Here is a 24,229-nt window from a genome sequence, read left to right as displayed (position 1 = left end):
AAATAATTAACTGATTACGGTTTAAATAACGCCCAGTTCACGGCCGATTTTTTCAAATGCTGCAATGGCTCGGTCGATATGAGATTTATCGTGAGCTGCTGACATTTGAGTACGAATACGCGCTTGCCCTTTTGGCACCACTGGGAAACTGAAATTAACAACATAAATGCCTTCAGCCAGCATTTTTTCAGCAAAGCTCTTCGCTAGCTTTGCGTCACCCAGCATCACTGGAATAATCGCATGATCTTTACCGGCTAAGGTAAAGCCACGCTGCTGCATTTCGCTACGGAAGTAGGCGCTGTTGTCTTTTAATTTCTTGCGTAAATCGCTACCCTGACTAAGTAATTCAAGTACCTTGATAGAACCACCGGCAATAGCTGGTGCCAAGGTATTTGAAAATAGGTAAGGGCGTGAACGGTTACGCAACCAGTCGATGACTTCTTTTTTAGCAGAAGTGTAGCCGCCAGACGCGCCACCTAAAGCTTTGCCCAGGGTACCTGTGATGATGTCTACTCGATCCATTACATCGCAGTATTCGTGGGTGCCGCGGCCGTTTTCACCAATAAAGCCCACCGCGTGTGAATCATCAACCATCACTAATGCGTTGTATTTATCTGCTAGATCACAAATACCTTTTAAATCAGCAATAATGCCATCCATTGAGAATACGCCGTCAGTGGCAATCAACTTATGGCGAGCGCCTGCTTCATCGGCAGCTTTTAACTGAACTTCTAAATCGGTCAGATCGTTGTTGGCATAACGGAAGCGCTTGGTTTTTGATAAGCGAACACCGTCGATAATTGAAGCATGGTTTAATGCATCAGAAATAATCGCATCTTCTGGGCCAAGCAAGGTTTCGAATAAACCGCCGTTGGCATCAAAGCAAGAAGAATAAAGAATAGTATCTTCCATGCCGAGGAATTCAGAGATCTTTTGCTCTAGCTCTTTATGTACATCTTGGGTGCCGCAGATAAAGCGAACTGATGCCATGCCATAGCCATATTTTTCAAAAGCTTGCTGGCCGGCCTTGATCAGTTCAGGGTGATTGGCTAATCCCAAATAGTTGTTGGCGCAAAAGTTCAGTACCTGCTCGCCGCTGCTGACTTGAATGGCAGCCTGCTGCTGGGAAGTAATCACCCGCTCATCTTTATAAAGACCCTGTTCTTTAAGGTCTTCGAGCTGATTTTGGATTTGGCTATAGAAAGATGACTTACTCATGTTTGTATTCTCGACTCATGTTCAGAGAAGGTTGTCAGTGCCCGTGCTCATGCAGCGGTTCCAACAAATATAGTGACATTGTTATTGAAAATTGGCTGGTAAAAATTGTCAGTCATCATGTAAAAGAAGAGTTGTATCAGGTTTAGCAGTTTCATATAGAAAAACCGCGAATGATAGCTGAATCATTCGCGGCTGGTTATGTTTCGAGATAAAAGGTTTTGTCTATAATAATGAGTTGGTTAAGACAATTTGAACTGTTTAACCAAGCTATTTAACTGATCGTTGCAGCTGGCCAATTGTTGGGTGTTACTGTTGGCTTGTTGGCCGCTTTGTTCTAACTGCGCCACCATTTCACTGATTCGATTCAAGTTGCGACTAATTTCATCAGAAACGGCGCTTTGTTCTTCTGCTGCGACGGCAATTTGTGAGCTCAATTCATCAATTTGTTTAATGCTGCCACTCATTGAATCCAAGCTGCCGGAAACATCTGAAGTCACTTCGGCGGTTTGTTGACAACTTTGACGGGTTTTATCCATCGCATTAACCATGCTGGCAGAACCGTTATTTAAGCGGGCTAGCATTTCATTAATTTCAGAAGTGCTTTGCTGGGTTCTAGCAGCCAGCGCTCTTACCTCATCGGCAACGACTGCAAAACCGCGACCTTGTTCACCGGCACGTGCCGCTTCAATCGCCGCATTTAATGCTAATAAATTCGTTTGTTCGGCAATGCTGCCGATCACTTCTAATACTGAGCTGATCTGGTGGGTATCTTGGCTCATTGATTCGATCGATTGCGACATCGAATCGACTTCACCGACTAGGTCAGCAACGCTTTGTACTGACTGTTCAACTACTTTTTGTGATTGGGCCGATTCATTATTGGCCGAGTTGGTAAAGCTGGCAGTATCGGTTGCGCTCTTGGCAACATTTTCTGCGGTGGCATTCATTTCAGTGACTGCAGCAACGACCTGTTCGGTTTCTGCAACATGGGCGGTTAGGATTTTCTGGTTATGCTGATTTTGTTGTTTAAGTGAGTTAATTTCAGCTGAGATATGAACACTTGCTTGATCGATTTCCAGCATCATGCTTTGCAGTTTTTCAATAAAGCTATTAATACCCAAAGCGATCTGCCCTAAATCATCCTGACTATTTACTTCTAGGCGGCGAGTTAAATCACCCGAGCCTTGGCCTAATGAAACAGCCATTTGTTTTAATGAAGTAATGGGTCGATAGAGAATATTCAGAATCAAGACAATCGCAATCATCGACAGAATGATTAAAATCAGAGAGCTGGTAATTGATGCATTAAGTGCTTGGGTAACCTCGGCGTAAGCGACGTCCTTATCAACACCAATTAATAAATACCAATAGCTACCATCAAATTGTTGAATCGGTTTAATATAGGCAATTTTATCAACGCCGCCGAGTACAAATTCAAATTGATTGGTTTGTCGTTGTAACATGACACGTTGCAATTCAGCTAATTCAGGGTGTTGCCCTAGCTGTTGCCCAGGTTTATCGGCTTCACCAGTCGAAGCAATGGTTCTGCCCTTGCTGTCGTAAATGGCTGCAATACCGCCATTTAGGTCGATACCTTTAACAATTTCAGTTAACCGGTCGAGATAGACATCCGCTAAAACTACGCCGCGCAGGGTTGGTGTGACAAGACTAATCACCGGTTTTCCGGTAATGGAATCGGTATAAATTTCAGTCATTGCGGTTCGGCCTGAGCGACGACCTAATTGATACCAAGCACGGCCAGTCGGACGATAGCTTAGCGGAAATACGCCGTTGTCGCCGCCAACAGCACCATAAGCTGTGTCATCGTCATAAGCGGCGATTAGGTTTGAAATTCCTGAAATGTTAGTAATGGCCTTAGCTGTATCTACATAGCTGGCTGCCGTGCGATTCTGGTTATAAAATGCAACCGACTGTTCAGTGACGCGAGCTTTATCATTCAGCCAGCTCTTGATGCTTTGTGCTTCAGAAGTCATGATTTGTTGAGACAGAGTCTCAATGCTTTTTATTTTTTCTTGTTTAAAATTGTCAAAAGCCATCCAGTTAGAAACCACTAGCGCTAAAACGACTAATAAAGCTGATGACAAGATGATTTTTTCTTTGAATCCCAGGCGCATTTTTCAACACTCTAATAGGTTTGATGTAAAGCTTATGCGCTCTTATCGGCTAAATTGAGCTGAGCTAAAGTGTTATTGAGTGTTAGCTTTGTCTTGCTTGATTTGAGTCAATTTCTTGGTCTTTGAATATTCTGACTTGGTTTTTATTGGCAACTGATAAAGGTAGAAGAATTTTTTCCATGACTGATTGTTTTTTTTAATCTTATAATTTCAAGAGGTTATTTTTATGGCGCAAACTGTCAGGTTTTTTGTTACCGAGCTAAATGAAAGTCGCTAACCTATTTGTTGCCAAGTCTTTCATGAGTTTCGACAACGTTTACACCATCTTTGATCAAGGGAAGTCGTCTCAAACTAGGCTAAAATCTGCATCTCAATAGTGAATATCGACTTTGGTTATTTGATGACTTCTCGGTATTGGCTGGTTTGCCCGAATCTATCGCGTCCAGTGCAAAGCTGGTCATTAGTGGTGGTGGGCTGGATTTGTTAGATGAGAGAGCGGATAGATGATTAAAATTGCAATTAATGGTTATGGTCGTATCGGTCGCAACGTACTGCGTTCTTTATATGAAAACGGCCGCACAGAAGAATTCCGTATCGTTGCTATCAACGATTTGGGTGATGCGAAAACCAATGCGCACCTGACCCAGTATGACACCGTTCACGGCCGTTTCGCTGAAACCGTAACTGCGACTGACGACGCACTGATGATCGCGGGTCATGAAGTTAAGATCTTCGCTCAACGTGATCCTGCTTTATTGCCATGGGCTGAGCTGGAAGTTGACGTTGTTCTGGAATGTACCGGTATTTTCCGCTCTAAAGAAGCTTGCCAGGCACACATCGATGCTGGCGCTAAGAAAGTCATCGTTTCAGCTCCAGGGCAAAATGTTGACGCGACCATCGTATATGGCGTTAACGAAAGCGAAATAACTGCAGACATGACCGTTATCTCTAACGCGTCTTGTACTACAAACTGCCTGGCACCAATCGCTAAGCCATTAAACGACGAGTTGGGCATTGAGTCTGGCGTGATGACCACCATCCACGCTTACACTAACGACCAAGTGCTAACTGACGTTTATCACACTGACTTGTACCGTGCACGTGCGGCAGGCCTGAACATGATCCCTACCAAAACCGGCGCTGCAGAGGCGGTTGGCCTGGTAGTACCAGAGCTGCAAGGTAAGTTTGCAGGTATGGCGGTTCGTGTTCCTACTGCTAACGTTTCTTTGATTGACTTGAACTTCATCTCTGGCCGTGACACGACGGTTGAAGAAGTGAATGCAATCATCGAAAAAGCAATGGGTCAGGGCAACATGGGTAAAGTGTTACACGTAAACACTAAGCCATTAGTTTCAATCGACTTCAATCACAGCGCATTCTCTTCAAACTTTGACGCGACTCAAACTCGAGTACAAGGCCGTCTGGTTAAGGTAATGAGCTGGTACGACAACGAGTGGGCTTTCTCCTGCCGTATGTTAGACACTGCTAAAGCGCTGATGGAAGCGAAGTAGTCGTCATAGCGGGCGGTATTCATTAATCTAATGCCGTCCGCTTTTTGTATGATATGTTTTTGTGAAAACACGTAAGTGTTTATCGATTAAATAGCTCGGAGATAAGTTGTTTAGTCAATAAATATTCAGATTTCAAAACAACCGCGAATTGCCATAAATAAATTCTAATTTTAGTTTGTGATATTAAATTTACTGGAGCTGAAACCATGCTGAATGGATTAAAAAAAATTGGTGTAATGACCTCAGGTGGTGACGCCCCTGGTATGAATGCAGCTGTTCGTGCAGTGGTTCGTGCTTGTAGTTATTATGAAATTACACCTTGTGCAATTTATTCCGGCTACCAAGGTTTGATTGACGGTAAAATTGAAGAAATGGGCCCGCGTTCGGTAGCGAATATTTTGAGTCAAGGTGGCACGGTTTTAAAGTCTGCCCGGTGTATGGAATTTCGAACAGAAGAAGGCCGAAGAAAAGCCTATGAGCAATTTATGGCAGCTGGTCTAGGTGCTTTGATTGTTATTGGCGGTGACGGCTCATTCACTGGTGCGCGTTTATTCCAAAAAGAATTTGGTATTCCGGTGGTCGGTATTCCTGGAACTATCGATAATGATATTTTTGGTACTGACTTTACCATTGGTTATGACACAGCGCTCAATACCGTAGTCGATGCTGTCGATAAAATCCGCGATACTGCTAGCTCACATGATCGGTTGTTTTTTATTGAAGTGATGGGTCGTGATGCGGGATTTATTGCATTAAATTCAGGTATTGCTACCGGTGTAGAGCAAATCTTAATTCCAGAAATTAATAAGCCAGTTGAACAATTAATTGATCGTATTCGCCAGAGTGGCCGGGCAGGCAAAGGCTCTAGCATGATTATGGTTGCTGAAGGCGATAAAAGCGGTAGTAATATTTATCAGCTGGCAGACAAAGTGCAAGAACAGTTGCCAGAATATGATATTAAAGTAACCGTGCTAGGTCATATTCAACGTGGCGGTCGACCAAGTTGTTCTGACCGAGTGTTAGCCAGCCGGTTGGGCGTTGCAGCTGTTAAGTCTTTAAAAGATGGCATTAGCGGCGTAATGGTGGGTGTTCGTAAGGGTGAAGTTGCCTTAACACCATTGGAAGAAGCGATTAAGCAACACAATGAAATCGATCCATTGTTGCTGGAAGTTGCAGAGATCACTTCGATTTAAGGGACTAATAATTCAATTGCAATATCGTTTTTATTGAACGCATAATTAATAAAATAGATACAAAACGGGAAGCTATTTGGCTTCCCGTTTTGCATGATCGATGATTCCGAAATAGTTGTAAGAATATTTCAAGCTATAAAAAGTTTCGTAAAATAAGCGTAGATTGTGTTCGTTGAACACGTTTTAACAGCCGCTGCACTTTTTCCGGGTAGCTTTTTTGCTCGTCAACATCAGTGTAATGATCTAAACGTTTTGAGTGGGTTAATATTTGCTGTTGTTCTTGTTGAAATTTATCAGCGAGTTGGCCTGTTTTATCATTAATAAGCAAGCCATTTTCTAAGTCTCTACCCCAAGCCCTTGGGTTTAGATTGTTGCCGGTAATCATGGCGTAGCGCTGATCAATGAACATTCCTTTTAGATGGAATGAATGGTGATCATGCTTCCAAAGCCTAATGTTCAATTGTTGATTATCAATAAAACGCTGATATCGTTTAGTAAATTTGCGTAAAATTGTTTCATACAAATACGGGACGGCCCCGATAATTGAAAATGGCTGATCTTCAGGAATATAAAAATCATTAGCAGTTTTGTCGCCAACAATAATCGTGATAGTTACTCCACGCTTTAATAGTTGAGTGATGTCTTTTGTGACACTGCGTGGGAAATTAAAGTAAGGCGTGCAAATAAATACCGATTGATCTGCGCTTTGAAGCAAGTGATGAATGCTGTTATTCAGTGGGTTCTGCTTTTTACCTAATCCTGCCAGCGGTGTGACGGTTAAATCACCTTCAGACGCAGTAAATTGATAATTTAATGTACGAAGATGGCGTTTAAAGCTGGCAATTTCTGATTTAATCATCTTGGCAGAAGGGATATCAACTTGGTCGAGACGATGCACTGCGCTGGTAGCGATAATGCCGTTCAGCAAGTAATCCGCCATGCTGTTGGCTAATTCTTGAGATTCAATTTGGTGATAGCGATCGTAGCGATAACGATCTTGTTGGTGTAAATAAACATCATTGATGCTGGCGCCGGAATACAACACCGTGTCATCAATTACGAATCCCTTAAGGTGTAATACACCCAGAAACTCTCTGCCTTTTACCGGAACACCATAAATTTCCACACCTGACTGGTGCTTGTTGGCCATTTGTTGGTAGAAGGTGTGGTTGCCACCACCGGCTTTACCAATCAACCCTCTTTGCGCCCGGTGAAAATCTACCAGAATTTTAACATCCAACTCCGGCCGAACGAGTTTGGCCTGGTGAAGGGCTTGTAAAATTTCCCGGCCAGCATCATCTTCTTGCAGGTAAAGTGCAACAATATAGATACGGCGCTGTGCCTGTGAAATTAGCTCCAGCATGCGGGCTTTATAATCACGGGCTGAAAACAGTACCTGTAATTGATCGGCTTGTACTGGTACGCCTGGCAAATTTGCTAGGAAGTCCATTGAGCGGGCGGGTTGGGCCATGGTTCGGGTAACGATCCGTCGCGGTGTTGAGGGTTTGAATTGTAACAGTGCTTTGTAAGGGTGCAAAATTCTGTTGTTACCTCATGTCGGGATTCAGGGTTGTTTAATTATAAGTTGTTGTAATAAGGTATAATTATGAGATTCGTTTAAAACTGAAACTTATCTAGTTGTCGTTATTTTAAGCAAGAAAACGTTTACATAAGACATCTTCTGTTGCGGCGCTTATCCTATTATCTTGAACGAAGGAGGTTAAAAAGGGGCGTTAGGTGTCTAGCCACAAGAAGTCACGCCAACATCAGCAACAAGTGATTTTAAAATCTGGGCAACCATTAGTGTTCGGCAGCGTGAGTTGTTCGCCTATTACTTTTGATATGTTATTGCAGGCTGAGTTTGGCTCGCAGCTTCTCAAAGGCAGGTGCAACAAGATGCTATAAATAAGAGTCGCTTGGTTTTTGTTCGAGCAGAGTTTTTTGTTTGCCAAGGTGGTTTGCTTTTGTTCTATTTTTTCTAGTTTGAGATTGCTAGCTTTAAAAAAAACATTTGGAATAGTTGATGAATAATGAAAGCAAAGGGATGATGTACGGCGTGCTCGCCGTGAGTGCATTTTCCTTAACGCTGCCGGCGACTCGTCATATTATTGAGTTTTTTAATCCGGTATTTCTAGGTTTGGGGCGAGCGGTTGTCGCTGCGCTGATTGCTGGTGGTATTCTAATTTTCACTGGTCAATCCTGGCCTTCAAAACAACAACTAGTTCAATTAATTTTAATCGCCTTAGGTGTAGTGATTGGCTTTCCAGTACTTTCAGCTGTGGCGATGCAGTATGTTGCTGCTTCCCATGGTGGTGTTGTGCTCGGTCTATTACCATTAACCACAACACTGTTTGCTGTTTTGATTACCGCAGAAAGACCATCAACGGGGTTTTGGCTGATGGCTATATTGGGAAGCTTGTTGGTGGTCGCTTTTTCCTTAATTAAAGGCGGGGGAAGTTTACATCTGGCCGATTTCGCTTTGCTAGGAAGTATTATTTTTGCCGGGGTGGGTTATGCCGTGGGTGGCAAGTTATCCCGACAGCTCGGAGGCTGGCAGGTAATATGCTGGGCACTAGTGATCGCGCTGCCGTTCATTGTAATTCCAAGTGGCTATTATTTTCCTGAAAATCCAGAATTAATTCCATTGGAGGCATGGCTTTCGTTTTTATATTTAGCTTTGGTTAGCCAGTTGTTTGGTTTATTTTTGTGGAACAAAGGCTTGGCTATAGGTGGGATTTCAAGAGTGAGTCAAACTCAATTGCTACAACCCTTTATTACACTTATAGCCTCGGCAATAATGTTAAGCGAAGTGCTAGAATTGCAGACTATTTTATTCGCGATGGCTACCGGGTTAGTCGTTTTTTTCGGAAAGAAATCGGCGATTAGAGCATCCGTAAAATAATATTTTGATTGGGAAATTTGAGCAGGAGTGCTCTTGGCCAAGTGAAAAGCTAGTTTGGCTAGCAAATATCACCCGGCCTAATAATTACTTGCGCTGAATTAACCAAGCTGTTTCATACACCCACTGAGCGCCTTTTTTTCTAAATTTTCCTTCCTGCTGTAACACATCGGCTCGTTCGAGTTGTTTGACTTGCCAATTATTTGCAAATAGCTGTTCAACCTGCTGAGGCGATGTCGAAAAAGGAGGGCCAATGATAGTGTCGTTTTGCGTATCGTAATCCAGTGTAATCAACAGAATATTGCTGCCTGGCGCTGTGATCTGATATAGCTTATCGATATAATTTTTCTGCATTTTTTGTGGCAATGCGATTAGTGCAGCTCGATCATAAATTAATGAATAAGTATTTGTTTCTGATAATTTAAAAAAATCACCCACCATAATTTCTAGTTGATCAACGCTGTAGTGGCTGAAATCTTTTTTAGTAGTAATTGTTGGTGTCAGCTGCTGTTCAGAGAAAAAATCTGATGCAGCGATCGCGCTCAGTTCAACACCTTGCACATTGAATTTTTGCTGGCGCAGCCATAACAAATCGATACTTTTTCCACATAAAGGCACCAGAACAGTTGCATGACCAGGTTTGTGCCCAGCCGTTTGTGAAAGCCAATATTTTTCGAGTAGCGGGTGACTGTGTGGCAAATGAAAACCAATTTGCTTCTGTTCCCATTTGTTATGCCAAAACTGGTGTTCCATAGCTGCCTTTGATCAATAAGAGTTGGACTTGATTAGCCAAACAAGTAACCTTTCTCTCCCTTTGAAGCAAGTTTTTAGTGAAGTTAAGAGGAATGTTTTTGTGGAACAAACGACCCGGGGCAGCAGTTTCGCATTGCTGGCGTTTATTTGGTGGGGGTTGTCGCCAATCTATTTTAAAGCAGTTTCAGATGTACTGCCGGTCGAAATTTTAGCTCATAGAGTGGTTTGGTCATTCTTACTGGTTTCGCTGATTTTATTTTTTACTCATAAACTTGATGGCGTTCGCCGAATCCTTTCTAGCAAGAAACAAATTGGTTTTATGCTGCTTAGTTCATTACTGATTTCAGGCAATTGGCTGACTTTTATTTGGGCTGTGGGTAACGATCGAGTAATAGAAGCTAGCCTTGGTTATTACATAAACCCATTGGTATCGATTTTTCTAGGCATGTTATTTCTAGGCGAGCGATTAAACAAGGTGCAGTGGTTAGCACTTACTTTGGCTGCAACTGGTGTGTTAATACAGTTAGTTGTAGTCGGTTATTTGCCATGGGTTGCTTTGGTTTTGGCATTTAGCTTTGGTTTTTATGGACTTGTCCGCAAAATAGCCCCAGCTGATGCCTTTACTGGTTTATGGTTTGAAACCGCTTTAGCATTGCCGCTAGCGTTAATGGGCTTGGCTTGGTTGGGTGGTGGGGAAATAGTATCGGGATCTGCTATTGATGTTGGATTGTTGGCGATTTCTGGAGTAGTCACAACATTGCCATTAATTTGGTTTGCTATCGCGGCTCGTTTGTTGCCATTAAGTTTTTTAGGGTTCTTTCAATATATTGCGCCGACCGTTTCATTATTGTTAGCGATATTTTTGTTTGGTGAATCTTTGACCGCTTCAATAATGCTGACGTTTGCTTTTATATGGACAGCGCTTGGTTTGTTGGTTGCTCAAGCTGTGAGGCGTTACAGTAAAACACGTCGCAATGCTTAAATTACATTAACTACTTGGTTTTAAAGTTTTTAATGATTTCTGTGATGGGCTTGTCATACTGCTTATATTTCTAGTAATTTTTTCCTCAATTTTTGATTGATTAGGTTTGTCCTGCTCGCTGTACCGTCCGACTGAAGTTGCATGCGCTGCCTAGATGGCTAGTTATAAGATTTTTAACAAGAAACACTAAATCTGACGTATCGCAAAGCAGGAGTTGATCGTATGCAGCGGGGGTTTTCCCTTATTGAGGTCCTTCTAGCGCTGGTAGTAATGAGTGCAGGCATGCTTGGGCTGGCCTTTCAGCAGCTGGAAGCTGCGCAAATGGGCACTGCTCGGCAACTTCAGTCTCGAGCAGTGGCGTTAAGTAATGAATTGATTGAGTCGATCAAGGCTAATCCTGCTGGGTGGAGTGGATATTATAAAGCGCCGGGTACAGCATTCCCTGTTGAAATCGCTGCTTGTACTGCAGCGACATCTTGCACAGTTAGCGAATTGGCAGCGCGTGAATTATTTGATTGGCGATTAAAGGTCAGGCGAATGATGCCACAAGTAACAGACGCTCAGCTAAATAGTGGTTTTTATATTTGTCACGATCCAGACCCAACTGATGTAAATGTTTGTAATGGTGATAATGCTAGTAGTGAGCGCCAGCAAACGGTCATTCAAATGACTTGGGATTCTTTTGCCGATGGTTCGGGTGCAGTAACAACCCAGCAATTTAGAGTGGTATTTTGGCCATGATTAAATTTTCTCGACCTTCTCAACAACAAGGCATTAGCTTGATTGAGCTGATGATCTCATTGGTGCTGGGGTTGTTGGTTTTAGCTGCGGTTTCGAGAGTATTTGTTGCAGGGCAAACAACCGATCGAAATATGATGGTTCGCCAGCAATTACAGCAGCAAGCCAGATCAGTCGAAAGCCGGATTGAATTAATGCTGAGAGAAGCAGGCTATCGGATTCGTGCTCAAGATGATCCATGGTTAACTTTTCCTGAGGTTGCTGCAGCTAACGATTGTCCAGCAATGGCCGCTGGGGTTGTGATTGCACCGGCAACTACAGGAAATGGTATTTGTTTCCGTCGGCAGTTTTCTACAACGGATAAAACTTGTCTTGGAACATTTGCTGGGGCAGAGGCTGTGCATACTCAGCGAATATTTTTTAATGCACAAAATCAATTACGTTGCGCGGTTGGTGCAAATGATAGTTTATTAGCTAGCATGGTGGGTGATTTCAGAATTCGTTATGGCATTAGACCCGCAGGACAAAGTTCGGGTTTAAGCTATTTTACAAGTGGCACAACGTCACCTACTGATGCTGAATTGACTCGATTGGGTGCAGTTCGACTTGATTTACTTATGCTTAGTACGCAAAACGTGAATAGCGCTGTAGCTAATTATTTTTTTCCGTTAGATGCTGCTGCAGCCACCACAATTACAACGGGAGATGACCGGTTATATATTCCTCGCAGCATGGTTATCAGTATTAGAAACCGAACGATTTAATTTAGTTGGCTAGGAAGTAAATAATGATGAAGAAACAACGCGGGATCGTTTTACTAGTCAGTTTGGTTTTATTGATCGTCATGAGTTTGATTGTTTTACCGACTTTAGAGCAAGGCGTTATTGATCAAAAATTAGTCGTAGTTAACTCAGATCATCAATTGGCTGATGTTGGGTCAGAGGCTGCTTTAACCGGTGGCGAGGAAGCATTGCAAAACCTGACAGATGCGCCTGCTGCAGACCATAAAGCTGATGACATTGTAACGCCAGCCAGAGTAGATAGTTCAGGTGAACTTGAAGACTTACCTGCGACTTGGGCTTGGTGGTTAAATCCTGAGGATGATGGTTTACAAAAAACATTCCAGTTTGGTTTGAAAATTACTGGAGAAGACGGTAATGCAGTCACGGACGCTGATGGTAATAATCAAATAAAATTTGGTGACTTAACTGCACCGCCAAGGTATGTAATTGAATATGTGGGTTATGACTTGCAGGATTCTACTGGGCGAGTTGAAGTAGTAGACCCTGCTCAAAGAATGCGCCGAATTGGTCCTAGTTATTATCGAGTGACCAGTGCCAGTGTTGGTCGAGATCAGGAATCACTGAGTCGTTTTCAAAGTCTCTATATAAAAAGGCAGTAGCGAGAAACTCATGAAAAAATAATCTGTTGTTTAGCCGCAAGGAAATGTTCTCGCTAAAAACGTCTTTATGGCGGCAAATTTGAGTCAGGCTCGTTGTTTATAGGGCAAGGTAGAGCTCCTAATATTATTTTAACACTGAATGGCTCAAGGTGTATGACTGAGGCTCAATCAGATATATTTGGAGGTTGTAGATTCAAAAGGTTTGCTTTTAAGGAAGCCCTTTGTATTGCAATTCTGGCTTTACTTGCGTGTGTCCATTAAAGGTAGGTGTACAGCTTATCAACCCGATTTTTACAAGACATATTATAATAGATTTTGGTCACGGCAGAGTTTTGTAAATATACGTATAGCGGAGGGTTTCGTGCTCCTGCTTTATATGGGAGTTGGCTATGGCAATAATCAGCTTTGGGTGTTTATCAATCGGCATCGAAATAACTATTTTAGCTGATTGGAAAAATTTAAAGTGGATAGCGGAACACCCTTGAGGCCAGGGGTGAACCGAGCCGGAAAGCAGCATGCAAAAAAAGGCATTGACAGCCCTTGTGAGCACATTCCATTTCAGTAAAAACCTTCAATATTAAATTGCCGCCAAAATTATCATGTCCCTTTAATCAAGAGTTGTAGCGACATAAGTGTCGAGAGTTGGATCTATGGTGTAGGTGCCGCCACAGGAGGTGTGTTGGATTTCTCTTTCTACGATTTGAATCAGGATGATTTGTTGAAAAGAGGGTAATGACCAGGCTTAGTGGTGACCACCCAATAATGGTGATTAAATTAGATTCATTTTAAGTTTTGACCTTGATATGTGGGCGTGTTCATTACAATAGCATGGATGATGCGATTTATAGTCCAGAAGATCGTAGGGTCGGGCGGCAAGCTTGGAAAAAACTAAATTAAATAAGCTCTTTGACTTGTACAAAAAAGCCGCGCATATTTGCGCGGCTTTTTTTTGTTTTTTTTATCGGTTTTGGTTGTGTAGATTTTTAGATGGTTTTTTTTGCAATGCATGTTTTTATATGTCTCTATTGAATCCGCTGTTTTCTAGAAGAATCATTATAGTTTACTAGTATTCTATTTTACCAATATGCTTACTTTATTTGATTTGTTGTAGCGTATTTCTTGCTGGGCAGCCCCTGTCGCTTGAAAACCTCCGCTTGCACAACTGACTTTCATTAGTTCATTTCATGTGCGTTATAAATAAAAGAAATGACCTCAGAAAACAATTTATTTTTGACTTTTGTGTCAATAGCTTGTTTTTAAATTTGATGGTCTTGTCAATTATGCAGTGGGTTGACTGTCGCTTCAGTACTATTGCTTGGGAAAATGGAATCTTGGATGAGACATAAATTAATAATAAGTATTGCAGCTATGGTTTTTAGTTCAAATGCTTTGCCGGCGAATAATTTGAGTGAAATTCCTTTGTTTATTCAACAAGGAGTTGAACCAAATATTATTTTAACCATTGACGACTCAAATAGTATGAGGCGCGGTTATGATGAATTTGTGTTGTCGAGTTCAAATTATCGTAAAAGAATTTATCTAGCTTCAGATCAGAACCCACTTTATTTTAATCCTAGTGTTGGATATAGCGCTCCTATACAGGCTAATGGTCAGCCCTATGTGACTAGTTTTTCGTCTGCCTTTTTTAATGGTTTTCGTACAGATAAAGGGACAACTAACCTAGGGAGTGATTATTTGCCCACGACGAGATATGACAGTACCGGTAATCAACATCAAAAGGTTCGTCATATGGGGCAAGACGGGCCTTTTGAAGCGGGTCGTGCTTTTTTTTATACTTGGACGCCTACGCTGCCTGCTTGTACAGGTGATCTGTTGGATGATGGGTGTTATGTAAAGCAAGAAGTTTCTGCTGCACAAGAGCAGAATTTTGCTAGCTGGTTTTCTTTTTATCGAACGCGTTTGTTGACGGCGCAAACTGCAGCTAATCGAGCATTTCATGCTTTGCCAGAATCGGTTCGTGTGGCTTTTCAGTCTTATAACTGTGGTGGATTTGCTTTCGGTGATTGTCGAGATTCGCAAGAATACGAGTTGGTTGAGAATCGTCTCCGTAATTTTTCTGGTGAGCATAGAGCCGAATTATTTAATTGGTTGGGTAATCTGACATCGAGTTATGATGGGACGCCGCTTCGTTCAGCTACTGCTAGGGTTGGTGAGTATTTAAAAATACAAAGTGGCGTAAATAGTCCTTATGCATTTTCTCCATCTGAGACTGAGCAGCCTATTTATAGTTGTCGCCGAAATTACCATGTTGCGTTAACAGATGGCTTGTGGACTGGCAGTAGAAATTCTATTCAGAACCTTGACAGTAGAAGTGCAACCCTTCCTGATGGTCGTTCTTACGTACCACGTGCTCCGTATCAAGACCAGCAGGTTCAGTTTCCATCTAACGGAGGGGGGCAAGATGGAGATGATACTTTAGCAGATATAGCTTTCCAGTATTGGTCTTCCGACTTAGCCGCAGCTATCGCCAATGATGTTGTGCCAAGTATTAATCAGAGTGTGTCAGATAGTTCTGCTGAGTATTGGTTGCCTCAAAATGATCCGGCGACATGGCAGCACATGGTTAATTATTTTGTAGGTTTTGGGTTGCAAAACTTTTTGGTGAATCCGCCTTATATTGGTAGTACTTTTTCTGGTGGTTTCAGCCAACTTCTTTCTGGTGCTGCTCAGTGGCCATTTTCTAATGAGATTAATGGTGAGGGCTGGAATGAAGTTCGAGCATATGACCTTTGGCATGCGGCGATTAATTCCCGTGGAGAATTCTTTAGTACATCAAATTCAACGGACTTAGAAATTGCGTTTCGAAATATTGTCGAGCGAATTACTCGGAAAAATTACTCTTCGTCTGCAGCTAATTTTGATTCGGCAATTTCTTCAGGTTTGACTCGGTCATATATCACCAGTTTTGATAGCGAAGATTGGAGTGGTGATGTGCGTGCATTTAGAACTTCTAATAATCAATTGTTGTGGAGTGCTAAAGCACAATTGGCTGCTGCAAATGTTTCTGAAAGAAAAATTCAGTTTTCCCGTGCCGAATCTTTAGTTGATTTTAAATGGGGTAGCTTGAATTCGACTGAGCGAGCATTATTTAATACTAATGCTTTTTCTTTAACTGATGTGCTGGGCCAGCAGCGATTAAATTGGGTCCGTGGTGATCAGAGCGGGGAAGGTAGTGGTGGTGGTTTCCGCACGCGTTCAAGCTTGTTGGGCGACATTGTAGAAAGCTCGGCTGTTTTTGTTGGCAAGCCAGATTTGGTCGGTCTTGGTGATAGTTATGCTGCTTTTGCAAGTCAGCAGGCGTTGCGAGAAGAACGTGTCTATGTAGCAGCAAATGATGGAATGCTGCATGCGTTTGATGCTGCGACAGGTGATGAACAATATGCATTTATTCCTGCGAAAATTCTCTCGTACCTGCCTAGGTTGTCAGATGCAAATTACAGCCATAAACAATTGTTAGATGTCACTCCAGTTGTTCAGGATGTTTATTTTGATGGTGCATGGCATACGGTGTTGGTTGCAGGAATGAAGGGTGGGCAAGGGTTGTATGCACTGGATATTACAGATCCCGGTAATATTAATTTGTTGTGGGAATTTAGTGATGCCGACGATGCCGACCTCGGCTTTGTTTACCAGCAGCCATCAATTGCAAAATTAGCTAATGATAAATGGGCAGTGATTTCTTCAAATGGTTATAACAACTCGTTGGCTGACTCAAGTGTCTCTACTTCTGGTCATGCGTCAATATTACTCATTGATATTGAAGATGGCTCTGTAATTAAAAAGCTGGATACACAAACAGGAAGCATTATTGCGCCGAATAGTTTGTCGCAACCTTCAGTGGTCGATGTTGATGGGGATCTAGTTGTTGATTTCGTTTATGCCGGCGATCTGCTTGGGAATGTATGGCGCTTTGATTTAATTGACGCCGGTGACAGTCCAGCCTTTGCAGTAAGTGCGCCGGTAGATTGGCAAGTTGGTTTGGCGGGTGAGCCAATGTTTTCTGCCAAGGATGGCGATAATAATCCTCAGCCAATCACTAGTCGCTTACAAGTGATACGCCATCCAGCAGCAGAAGGGCATTTGGTGCTTTTTGGTACGGGTCGATATTTGCAGCAGGGTGATGCTTTGGCGAACACCAATAAAGTGCAATCTTTTTACGGTTTGTGGGACTGGCAAACTGATGGTGCAATTTCCGTCGCGGCGAGAACGTCGTCTAATCAAGTTGTTTCAAGATCGAGTCTAAAATCTAGAACTTTGAGTGATGAAATTTCTCAAGCTAGCTTTGGCTTGCCTGCGCCAGCAGGGAGTGGGTTAATTGAACTGCGTGATGTAAGAACGTCAAATATTGGAGTAATTAGCTGGAAAACGTCAGAGGGCGTTCGTGATCAATTGGGTTGGTATATGGACTTGCTTGATGGTGGCGAAGCTCGGGGAGAGTTGCAGATTTCTAATTCACTAGTTAGTGGAGAGCTATTGCTGTTTACTACTTTAACGCCATCGATCGATCGTTGCTCTGCCGCGGGTGTCGAAACCTGGTTGTATGGGTTGAGGGCTGCAACTGGCGAGCGTTACCTGTTTCCTTATTATGATTTGAATCGTGATCAAGAGGTTAATCTGGAAGATTTCTTAGTGACGGCTGATGGGCCTCAAACCGCAACTGCAATTCGCTTAGATGCTTTATTAGCGCCATCTTTGGTGGGCAACCAAGTGATATATAACGGTCTTAATGGTACGACCAGCGTTCTATTTGAGGATGGTTCGCTGAGAAAAGGGCGGCAAAGCTGGCGTCGGCTTAATTAATTTTTTGTAGGTGGCTTGCCAAAGTTCAGGTGAGTCACCGTTTATGCTGACTATTTCCCGATTTGGTAAGTCTTTTACCAAAAACTAACGTACTTGGGGTTGTGTCATGCAATGGTGTTCCGTTAGGCTGCAAGGGATGCGTCAAAAAAGATGTATTGCTTTGTTTTTCTGGCCGAACCAAAGGAGGCTCGTATATGAAAATGCACGTCCTGCCCAATCATGATAAAGGCCAGTCTTTTAGTGTGACAGTCCCTGACTTTCCGCTAACTTTTTCCACCGGAGAAGAGAACCTCGAACAGGCGTTAGCGTGTGCTACTGAAGCCATGCAAGCAAGGTTGTCGCCAATCGAGTTAGAAATCGATCTTTTGCTGCATAGCGCTGCATTTAGATCTGGTTAAGTTCAATCCCCCGGCGGCCTGTAGATTGGGCCGCCAAAGATTAATCTCCGAATTGTTTTTTGTTAAGGATTTTTGTCTGTTCTTACTGTACAATCTTGCCCCCTTTGTCGTCCATTTCTCTTCATTTGGTAGTACCTGAATGTCTGAATCTTCTTCTGCAGAAGCTGAAACCTGCACTTTTGACCAACTTGGTCTTTCTGAGCCAGTTCTTAAAGCGCTGACCGCGCTGGGCTATGAAACGCCATCACCTATCCAGGCAGAAAGTATTCCTGCCTTATTAACTGGTGGGGATTTGCTAGGTCAAGCCCAAACCGGTACCGGTAAGACGGCGGCTTTTGCGTTGCCATTATTGGAAACCATCACTGATTGTAAGAGTGGTCCTGCTGCTTTAGTGCTTACTCCGACTCGTGAGTTAGCGATTCAGGTGGCCGAGGCATTTCAGAGCTACGCCAAATATATGCGTGACTTTCACGTGCTGCCTATTTATGGCGGTGCTGGATACACTGAGCAGCTGCGTAGTTTACGTCGCGGTGTTCATGTTGTTGTCGGCACGCCTGGGCGAGTAATGGATCACATCCGTCGCGGCAGTCTTGACCTTAGCGGTTTAAAAACCTTGGTACTTGACGAAGCTGACGAAATGTTGCGCATGGGTTTCATCGACGATGTCGAGTGGATCCTTGAGCAAACGCCAAAACAGCGTCAAATCGCACTGTTTTCAGCGACCATGCCCCATGAAATCAAGCGAGTGGCAGATAAGTATCTGACCAAGCCTCGTGAAATCCGTATTAAGCAAAAAACTGCAACTGCCAGCACTGTTCGTCAGCGCTATTGGCAGGTAGGTGGTTTGCATAAATTGGATGCTTTGACTCGTGTTTTGGAAACCGAAGCATGCGAAGGCATCATTATTTTCGTTCGAACTCGAACCATGACGGTAGAATTGGCTGAGAAGCTGTCTGCCCGTGGTTATGCTTGCGAAGCCTTGAATGGTGATATTGCGCAGAAATTGCGTGAGCGAACTGTTGAGCGTTTGAAAGCAGGGAAGTTGGATATCTTGGTTGCAACCGATGTTGCGGCACGTGGTCTAGATGTTGAGCGTATTAGTCATGTCATTAACTATGACATTCCTGCTGATACTGAGTCTTACATCCATCGTATTGGCCGTACTGGTCGTGCGGGTCGTTCCGGTCAAGCAATCTTGTTTGTTGCGCACCGTGAACGTTATTTATTGCGTGCAATTGAGCGGGCAACGCGCCAGCCAATCGAACGTATGGAAATGCCTTCTGCTGACGATATTAACGTGACGCGTAAGCAGCGTTTCCAGCAGAGAATTTCTGAAGTAATTGCAAGTCAGGATCTGGAAGTTTTTGATCAACTGATCGGTGAGACTTTAGCTGCGACAGAAGTTGATCCAGTTAAAGTTGCTGCTGCCCTGGCCTATATGGCGCAAGGTGATCAGCCGCTGTTTGTTGAAGATAAACCGTTCCAGCGTCGTGATGATTCTGAACGTCGTGAGCGTCGAGACAGCCGGGATGGTGGTCGTGATAGTAACCGACGTCAGCCGCGCGAGCCTAGTGAACCAGGTAAGCCAGTTGCTCTCGATCCAAAAGCGCGTCCATTGAAGGGCCGTCCTGAAGTCGAGATGAATCGCTATCGTTTAGACGTAGGTTATTCTCATGGTGTTAAGCCAGGCAACATCGTTGGTGCAGTTGCCAATGAAGGTGAAGTAGATAGTAGCTACATCGGTCATATCGAAATCTATTCCGATTTTTCTACCATCGATTTGCCTGCCAACTTGGATGAGCCTACTCTAGAAAAACTGACTAAAGCACGTGTTTGTCAGCAAAAACTCGGTATGGGTACCATCAAAGAAGGTGATGTTGGGTTGGTTGCGCCGCGCCCAGCGCGTCGCACTGGTGGTGATCGAGATAATCGTGGAGAGCGTCGTGGTCCACCACGTCGTCGCCCACAAAATCGTGATCGCAGCTAAATCTGATCTATAAAAAACGGCCAATACTGAAAAGTACTGGCCGTTTTTTTTATGGGCTAATTTTAATTAACTTTTTTGCGGTGGAATAACTTTGATTTCAACTCTGCGGTTTTGCATTCGACCGGTTTTTTTATTGTTGCTGGCAATTGGGAAGCGTTCGCCGTAACCGGTAATGTGCATGCGCCGGCGGTCGATACCTTGCTGGTTCATGAACGAAGCAACACTCTGTGCTCGGTTTTCACTCAGCTGCTGGTTGTGGCTGTCACTGCCTGAGCTGTCGGTATAGCCTTCAACTTGAATTGAGGTTTCTTTGAACTCTACTAAGACTTCGGCAACAGAACTGAGGATTGGGTAGAAATCAGATTGAACGTTTGAGCGATTTACCGCAAAAGTAATATGCCCTGGCATCACTAAGCGAATTGAGTCGCCATCACGCGAAACGCGTACACCAGTATTTTCCAGACGCTTGCGAAGCTCTGCTTCCTGAACATCCATTCGATAGCCAACACCACCGCCAATGCCTGCGCCTAACAAAGCACCTTGAAGTGCGCCCTTCTTACGATCTTTTTTGCTCGATATGGCTGCGCCTAAAAGTGCGCCAGCGACTGCGCCAAGTCCGGCGCCTTTGGTGGCGTTGCTGGTTTTTTGCTCGCCACTATAAGGGTTGGTTGTTGCGCAACCTGCTACGCCAATAGCGATAACCAGTGCTAGGGATATCGTCCGAATTGAATGTTTCATTGGAGTTTCCTTATCTCAAGTCGGTAGTTTTTCAGAGCACCAGAACGATTTGCACGGGCAATGAATAGGTAAGTAGGCCGAACAATAAGAAATTAATAGCTAATGATCAATCAGCAAAAGAGGTAATGGATAATTTTATCTATATTGGGTGCAAGAAAAGGTGCGGTAATAGTTTTCTAGTTGGTCTGATCTTTTGAGGTGGTTTACTTGGTAGGTGAAAATTCAGAGAGGGCACGTAAAGTGCCCTTTCTTATGCGATAAGCTTATTTGGCTTTTGGCAAGTCGATGTTGCTATCTTTTGCGCGTTGCAAAAAGACGATTGCGACATGACCGATTGCGCCGACCAAGGATGCGCCGCTCGATTTGCACATTTGCTCGATAATTTCTGCTCGCTGCTCGCGGTCACCAGCATTGACGCGAACTTTAATCAGCTCGTGTTGGTCCAGTGTTTTTAAAAGTTCTGCTTCCAGAGCGTTGGTGTATCCTTTGTCGCCAATAATGATTAATGGCTTAAGTGAGTGCGCCTGACTCTTGAGGAAGCGCTTTTGTGATGCAGCTAAATGCATAATTTTGAATTGCCTGTCATGCCGAAATGGCTAAAGCACCATTCTACTCTGTTTCAGCCCTTGTAAAAACTTTCTCTTGTCTCCATATACCTTCCATTGACCCCAGAGACCCTATGTATGGCCCGTTCGAAAAGTAGTAAAAACTGGCTCCAAGAGCATTTTGATGATCCTTACGTCAAGTTAGCGCAGCAAAAAGGTTACCGATCTCGCGCTGTTTTCAAGCTTGAAGAAATGAATCAGAAAGATAAGTTGTTGAAGCATGGCCATACCATTGTTGATTTGGGTGCTGCTCCAGGAGGCTGGTCGCAGTATGCAGCGAAACAGATCGGAGAAAGTGGTTGTGTTGTAGCTTTGGATATTTTGCCGATGGACAGTGTGCCGGGTGTCGATTTTATTCAGGGTGATTTCAGGGAAGAGTCGGTTTATCAGCAATTGTTAGATACACTGAACGGCAGGCAGGTTGACCTTGTCTTATCGGACATGGCACCCAATCATAGTGGTGCTAAAGCCGTGGATCAGCCAAGGGCGATTTACTTGTGTGAGTTGGCGCTAGAATTTGCCAAGCAAACACTTCGCCCAGGCGGTACGCTATTGGTTAAGGTGTTTCAGGGTGAGGGGTTCGATGAGTATTTACGCCAAGTGCGTGAGTGCTTTGGTAAAGTTCAAAGCCGTAAACCTGATTCATCACGCGCAAGATCTCGTGAAATATATTTGTTGGCTCGCCAGTATAAGGGCTAGCTGTATTACTCTGCTGCATTAAACTTGTCATGTGCATCAGGACGTAGGAAAGGACACAAGAGGATTCCGCTTTGAATGACATGGCGAAAAATCTGGTTTTATGGTTGGTGATAGCCGTCGTATTATTGTCGGTATTTAACAGCTTTAATCAGCGGCCCGACTCTTCGTATGAGTTGAATTATACCCAGTTTGTTGAAAGTATTGATCGTGGTGAAGTGGAGTCTGTCCGTGTCAGTAGTGATGGTCGAGAAGTTGAGGGTCGTCTGAGTAATGGCGAAACTTTCCTTACGGTTATTCCTTTGTACGACAGAAGCCTCGTAGATCAATTGTTGGAAAAGAAAGTCACTATTGAAGGTGAGCCTCCAGAGCAGCAAAGCTTCTTGTCGCAAATCTTTATTTCTTGGTTCCCAATGCTATTGCTGATTGGTGTGTGGATTTTCTTCATGCGTCAAATGCAAGGTGGTGGTGGCCGCGGTGCTATGTCTTTTGGTAAGAGTAAGGCGCGTTTGCTTGGCGATGATCAAGTGAAAGTTACTTTTGCCGATGTTGCTGGTTGTGAAGAAGCCAAGGAAGACGTAGCCGAATTGGTGGATTTCCTGAGAGACCCTTCCAGATTCCAGAAGCTGGGTGGCAAGATGCCTCGCGGTGTTCTTATGGCAGGCCCTCCAGGAACAGGTAAAACTTTGCTAGCACGCTCTATTGCTGGTGAAGCAAAAGTACCTTTCTTTACTATTTCCGGTTCTGATTTTGTCGAAATGTTTGTTGGTGTGGGTGCATCTCGTGTGCGCGACATGTTTGAACAAGCTAAGCGTCAGTCGCCTTGTATCATCTTTATTGATGAGATCGATGCGGTCGGTCGTCAGCGTGGCGCGGGTATGGGTGGTGGTCACGATGAGCGTGAGCAAACCTTGAACCAGTTGTTGGTAGAAATGGACGGCTTTGAAGGTAATGAAGGTGTTATCGTTATTGCTGCGACTAACCGTCCCGATGTATTGGATCCAGCTTTGTTGCGCCCCGGTCGTTTTGACCGCCAAGTAACGGTTGGCTTGCCAGATGTTCGAGGTCGTGAAGCGATTCTTAAAGTGCATATGCGCAAAGTCCCTTTGGCCGATAACGTTAATGCTGCAGTGACGGCTCGTGGAACACCTGGTTTCTCGGGTGCTGATCTGGCTAACTTGGTTAACGAAGCTGCGTTGGTTGCTGCGAGAAACAATCTTCGTCATGTTGGTCAGGCGGAATTTGATTCTGCTAAAGACAAAATTATGATGGGTGCCGAGCGTAAGTCGATGGCGATGACTGAAAAGGAAAAGCGCCTAACTGCTTATCACGAGGCGGGTCACGCGATTATTGGCTGGTTAGTGCCTGATCATGATCCGGTTTACAAGGTGACGATTATTCCACGCGGTCGTGCGCTGGGTGTCACGATGTTCTTGCCAAAGCAAGATCAATACAGCCATTCCAAGCTAAAGCTCGAGAGTCAGATGTCGACTTTGTTCGGTGGCCGAATTGCTGAAGAGTTGATTTTTGGTGAAGACGAAGTAACAACCGGTGCGTCGAACGATATTGAGCGTGCAACCAGCATTGCTCGTAATATGGTTACTCGCTGGGGTTTGTCAGCTCGTTTGGGTCCATTAACTTACGGTGAGGAAGAAGGTGAAGTTTTCCTTGGTCGTCAGGTAACCAAAACGAAAGAAGTCAGTGACGAAACTGCGCACATTATTGATGAAGAAATTCGCAATATCGTTGATCGCAATTATCGTCGCGCTGAGACTTTATTGACTGAAAATAAAGATAAATTACATGCGATGTCTGACGCACTGATGAAATGGGAAACCATTGATGCTGATCAGATCAAAGACATTATGGAAGGTAAAGAGCCTCGCCCACCTGCAGAAACTAGTAAATCAGGGTCTTCTACAGGTGGTGGGTCGGCGTCAGCTGAAGTAGTTGAGCCAGCAGTTGAGCCAAAGAAGCCTGCGGCAGACGATGATGGTAAATCTGGTATTGGCGGTCCTGCAGGCGAACTGTAGCGATAGTCGAAACTGATAAAAAAAGCCGATCTTAGGATCGGCTTTTTTTATCGCTGGCTAATAGCAAATCACATTTATTCAATTTTTATCAATGTGATTTGCTGCAATGTTTTTATAATC

18 protein-coding genes are annotated in these 24,229 nt (G+C 43.8%); 12 read left to right on the top strand and 6 right to left on the bottom strand.

Annotated elements, in window-relative coordinates; translation table 11 throughout:
* Positions 1-21: 21 nt before the first annotated feature.
* Positions 22-1,218: a glycine C-acetyltransferase gene (locus DC094_RS01880; RefSeq protein ID WP_116685390.1), complete on the bottom strand. Its 1,197-nt coding sequence runs from the start codon at positions 1,216-1,218 to the stop codon at positions 22-24.
* A 239-nt stretch (positions 1,219-1,457) separates the two neighbouring features.
* A complete protein-coding gene (locus DC094_RS01875; RefSeq protein WP_116685389.1) occupies positions 1,458-3,353 on the bottom strand; it encodes a methyl-accepting chemotaxis protein in 1,896 nt (631 codons plus the stop codon).
* Positions 3,354-3,856: 503 nt separating this feature from the next.
* Between DC094_RS01875 and gap the strand changes: the two genes are divergently transcribed.
* Positions 3,857-4,864, top strand: a complete 1,008-nt coding sequence (gap, locus tag DC094_RS01870) for a type I glyceraldehyde-3-phosphate dehydrogenase (protein WP_116685388.1) — start codon at positions 3,857-3,859, stop codon at positions 4,862-4,864.
* A gap of 206 nt (positions 4,865-5,070) precedes the next feature.
* The gene (pfkA, locus tag DC094_RS01865) at positions 5,071-6,057 is read left to right on the top strand and encodes a 6-phosphofructokinase (protein ID WP_116685387.1); all 987 of its coding nucleotides are present in this window, start codon (positions 5,071-5,073) and stop codon (positions 6,055-6,057) included.
* A gap of 133 nt (positions 6,058-6,190) precedes the next feature.
* Here the strand turns inward: pfkA and pssA are convergent, their stop codons facing one another.
* Positions 6,191-7,528, bottom strand: a complete 1,338-nt coding sequence (gene pssA, locus DC094_RS01860) for a CDP-diacylglycerol--serine O-phosphatidyltransferase (RefSeq protein ID WP_116685386.1) — start codon at positions 7,526-7,528, stop codon at positions 6,191-6,193.
* Positions 7,529-8,080: 552 nt separating this feature from the next.
* Here pssA and DC094_RS01855 point away from each other — a divergent pair.
* Positions 8,081-8,959: a DMT family transporter gene (locus DC094_RS01855; protein WP_116685385.1), complete on the top strand. Its 879-nt coding sequence runs from the start codon at positions 8,081-8,083 to the stop codon at positions 8,957-8,959.
* Between the two features lie 84 nt (positions 8,960-9,043).
* Here the strand turns inward: DC094_RS01855 and DC094_RS01850 are convergent, their stop codons facing one another.
* The gene (locus DC094_RS01850) at positions 9,044-9,709 is read right to left on the bottom strand and encodes a thiopurine S-methyltransferase (protein ID WP_116685384.1); all 666 of its coding nucleotides are present in this window, start codon (positions 9,707-9,709) and stop codon (positions 9,044-9,046) included.
* Between the two features lie 100 nt (positions 9,710-9,809).
* Here DC094_RS01850 and rarD point away from each other — a divergent pair, with 100 nt between their 5' ends.
* The 7 genes from rarD to DC094_RS01815 all read left to right on the top strand — a co-directional run bounded on the left by rarD (position 9,810) and on the right by DC094_RS01815 (position 20,037).
* On the top strand, positions 9,810-10,691 hold the full coding sequence (gene rarD, locus DC094_RS01845) for an EamA family transporter RarD (RefSeq protein WP_116685383.1): 882 nt from the start codon (positions 9,810-9,812) through the stop codon (positions 10,689-10,691).
* Between the two features lie 222 nt (positions 10,692-10,913).
* On the top strand, positions 10,914-11,432 hold the full coding sequence (gene pilV / locus DC094_RS01840) for a type IV pilus modification protein PilV (RefSeq protein WP_116685382.1): 519 nt from the start codon (positions 10,914-10,916) through the stop codon (positions 11,430-11,432).
* A complete protein-coding gene (locus DC094_RS01835) occupies positions 11,429-12,193 on the top strand; it encodes a PilW family protein (RefSeq protein ID WP_116685381.1) in 765 nt (254 codons plus the stop codon). The genes pilV and DC094_RS01835 overlap by 4 nt, the downstream gene beginning before the upstream one ends.
* Before the next feature lie 23 nt (positions 12,194-12,216).
* A complete protein-coding gene (locus DC094_RS01830; RefSeq protein ID WP_116685380.1) occupies positions 12,217-12,831 on the top strand; it encodes a pilus assembly PilX family protein in 615 nt (204 codons plus the stop codon).
* Between the two features lie 1,335 nt (positions 12,832-14,166).
* Positions 14,167-17,652 (top strand): pilus assembly protein, encoded by a 3,486-nt coding sequence (locus DC094_RS01825; RefSeq protein ID WP_158527190.1) that lies wholly within the window; start codon positions 14,167-14,169, stop codon positions 17,650-17,652.
* A gap of 194 nt (positions 17,653-17,846) precedes the next feature.
* Positions 17,847-18,050, top strand: a complete 204-nt coding sequence (locus DC094_RS01820; protein WP_116685378.1) for a type II toxin-antitoxin system HicB family antitoxin — start codon at positions 17,847-17,849, stop codon at positions 18,048-18,050.
* Between the two features lie 139 nt (positions 18,051-18,189).
* On the top strand, positions 18,190-20,037 hold the full coding sequence (locus DC094_RS01815) for a DEAD/DEAH box helicase (RefSeq protein WP_116685377.1): 1,848 nt from the start codon (positions 18,190-18,192) through the stop codon (positions 20,035-20,037).
* Positions 20,038-20,103: 66 nt separating this feature from the next.
* Here DC094_RS01815 and DC094_RS01810 read toward each other — a convergent pair whose 3' ends face one another.
* Together DC094_RS01810 and yhbY are read right to left on the bottom strand one after the other, a co-directional pair.
* Positions 20,104-20,775: a YiaD family glycine zipper/OmpA-like lipoprotein gene (locus tag DC094_RS01810; protein ID WP_116685376.1), complete on the bottom strand. Its 672-nt coding sequence runs from the start codon at positions 20,773-20,775 to the stop codon at positions 20,104-20,106.
* A gap of 263 nt (positions 20,776-21,038) precedes the next feature.
* A complete protein-coding gene (gene yhbY / locus DC094_RS01805) occupies positions 21,039-21,341 on the bottom strand; it encodes a ribosome assembly RNA-binding protein YhbY (RefSeq protein ID WP_116685375.1) in 303 nt (100 codons plus the stop codon).
* Positions 21,342-21,458: 117 nt separating this feature from the next.
* Here yhbY and rlmE point away from each other — a divergent pair, with 117 nt between their 5' ends.
* Together rlmE and ftsH are read left to right on the top strand one after the other, a co-directional pair.
* Positions 21,459-22,079, top strand: a complete 621-nt coding sequence (gene rlmE / locus DC094_RS01800; RefSeq protein ID WP_116685374.1) for a 23S rRNA (uridine(2552)-2'-O)-methyltransferase RlmE — start codon at positions 21,459-21,461, stop codon at positions 22,077-22,079.
* An 80-nt stretch (positions 22,080-22,159) separates the two neighbouring features.
* Complete coding sequence (gene ftsH / locus DC094_RS01795; RefSeq protein WP_206605580.1) at positions 22,160-24,109, top strand: ATP-dependent zinc metalloprotease FtsH; 1,950 nt, start codon at positions 22,160-22,162, stop codon at positions 24,107-24,109.
* Positions 24,110-24,229 lie beyond the last annotated feature (120 nt).

Source organism: Pelagibaculum spongiae (genome assembly GCF_003097315.1).
Taxonomy (GTDB): Bacteria; Pseudomonadota; Gammaproteobacteria; order Enterobacterales; family Pelagibaculaceae; genus Pelagibaculum; species Pelagibaculum spongiae.
The sequence above is the reverse complement of the archived record's forward strand: the minus strand, read 5'-3'. Positions and strand labels throughout refer to the sequence as shown.

Coding starts and splice junctions, on each gene's coding strand:
- DC094_RS01880 (WP_116685390.1), bottom strand. CDS start 1,218: ATGAGTAAGTCATCTTTCTATAGCCAAATCCAAAATCAGCTCGAAGAC.
- DC094_RS01875 (WP_116685389.1), bottom strand. CDS start 3,353: ATGCGCCTGGGATTCAAAGAAAAAATCATCTTGTCATCAGCTTTATTA.
- gap (WP_116685388.1), top strand. CDS start 3,857: ATGATTAAAATTGCAATTAATGGTTATGGTCGTATCGGTCGCAACGTA.
- pfkA (WP_116685387.1), top strand. CDS start 5,071: ATGCTGAATGGATTAAAAAAAATTGGTGTAATGACCTCAGGTGGTGAC.
- pssA (WP_116685386.1), bottom strand. CDS start 7,528: ATGGCCCAACCCGCCCGCTCAATGGACTTCCTAGCAAATTTGCCAGGC.
- DC094_RS01855 (WP_116685385.1), top strand. CDS start 8,081: ATGAATAATGAAAGCAAAGGGATGATGTACGGCGTGCTCGCCGTGAGT.
- DC094_RS01850 (WP_116685384.1), bottom strand. CDS start 9,709: ATGGAACACCAGTTTTGGCATAACAAATGGGAACAGAAGCAAATTGGT.
- pilV (WP_116685382.1), top strand. CDS start 10,914: ATGCAGCGGGGGTTTTCCCTTATTGAGGTCCTTCTAGCGCTGGTAGTA.
- DC094_RS01835 (WP_116685381.1), top strand. CDS start 11,429: ATGATTAAATTTTCTCGACCTTCTCAACAACAAGGCATTAGCTTGATT.
- DC094_RS01830 (WP_116685380.1), top strand. CDS start 12,217: ATGATGAAGAAACAACGCGGGATCGTTTTACTAGTCAGTTTGGTTTTA.
- DC094_RS01825 (WP_158527190.1), top strand. CDS start 14,167: ATGAGACATAAATTAATAATAAGTATTGCAGCTATGGTTTTTAGTTCA.
- DC094_RS01820 (WP_116685378.1), top strand. CDS start 17,847: ATGAAAATGCACGTCCTGCCCAATCATGATAAAGGCCAGTCTTTTAGT.
- DC094_RS01815 (WP_116685377.1), top strand. CDS start 18,190: ATGTCTGAATCTTCTTCTGCAGAAGCTGAAACCTGCACTTTTGACCAA.
- DC094_RS01810 (WP_116685376.1), bottom strand. CDS start 20,775: ATGAAACATTCAATTCGGACGATATCCCTAGCACTGGTTATCGCTATT.
- yhbY (WP_116685375.1), bottom strand. CDS start 21,341: ATGCATTTAGCTGCATCACAAAAGCGCTTCCTCAAGAGTCAGGCGCAC.
- rlmE (WP_116685374.1), top strand. CDS start 21,459: ATGGCCCGTTCGAAAAGTAGTAAAAACTGGCTCCAAGAGCATTTTGAT.
- ftsH (WP_206605580.1), top strand. CDS start 22,160: ATGGCGAAAAATCTGGTTTTATGGTTGGTGATAGCCGTCGTATTATTG.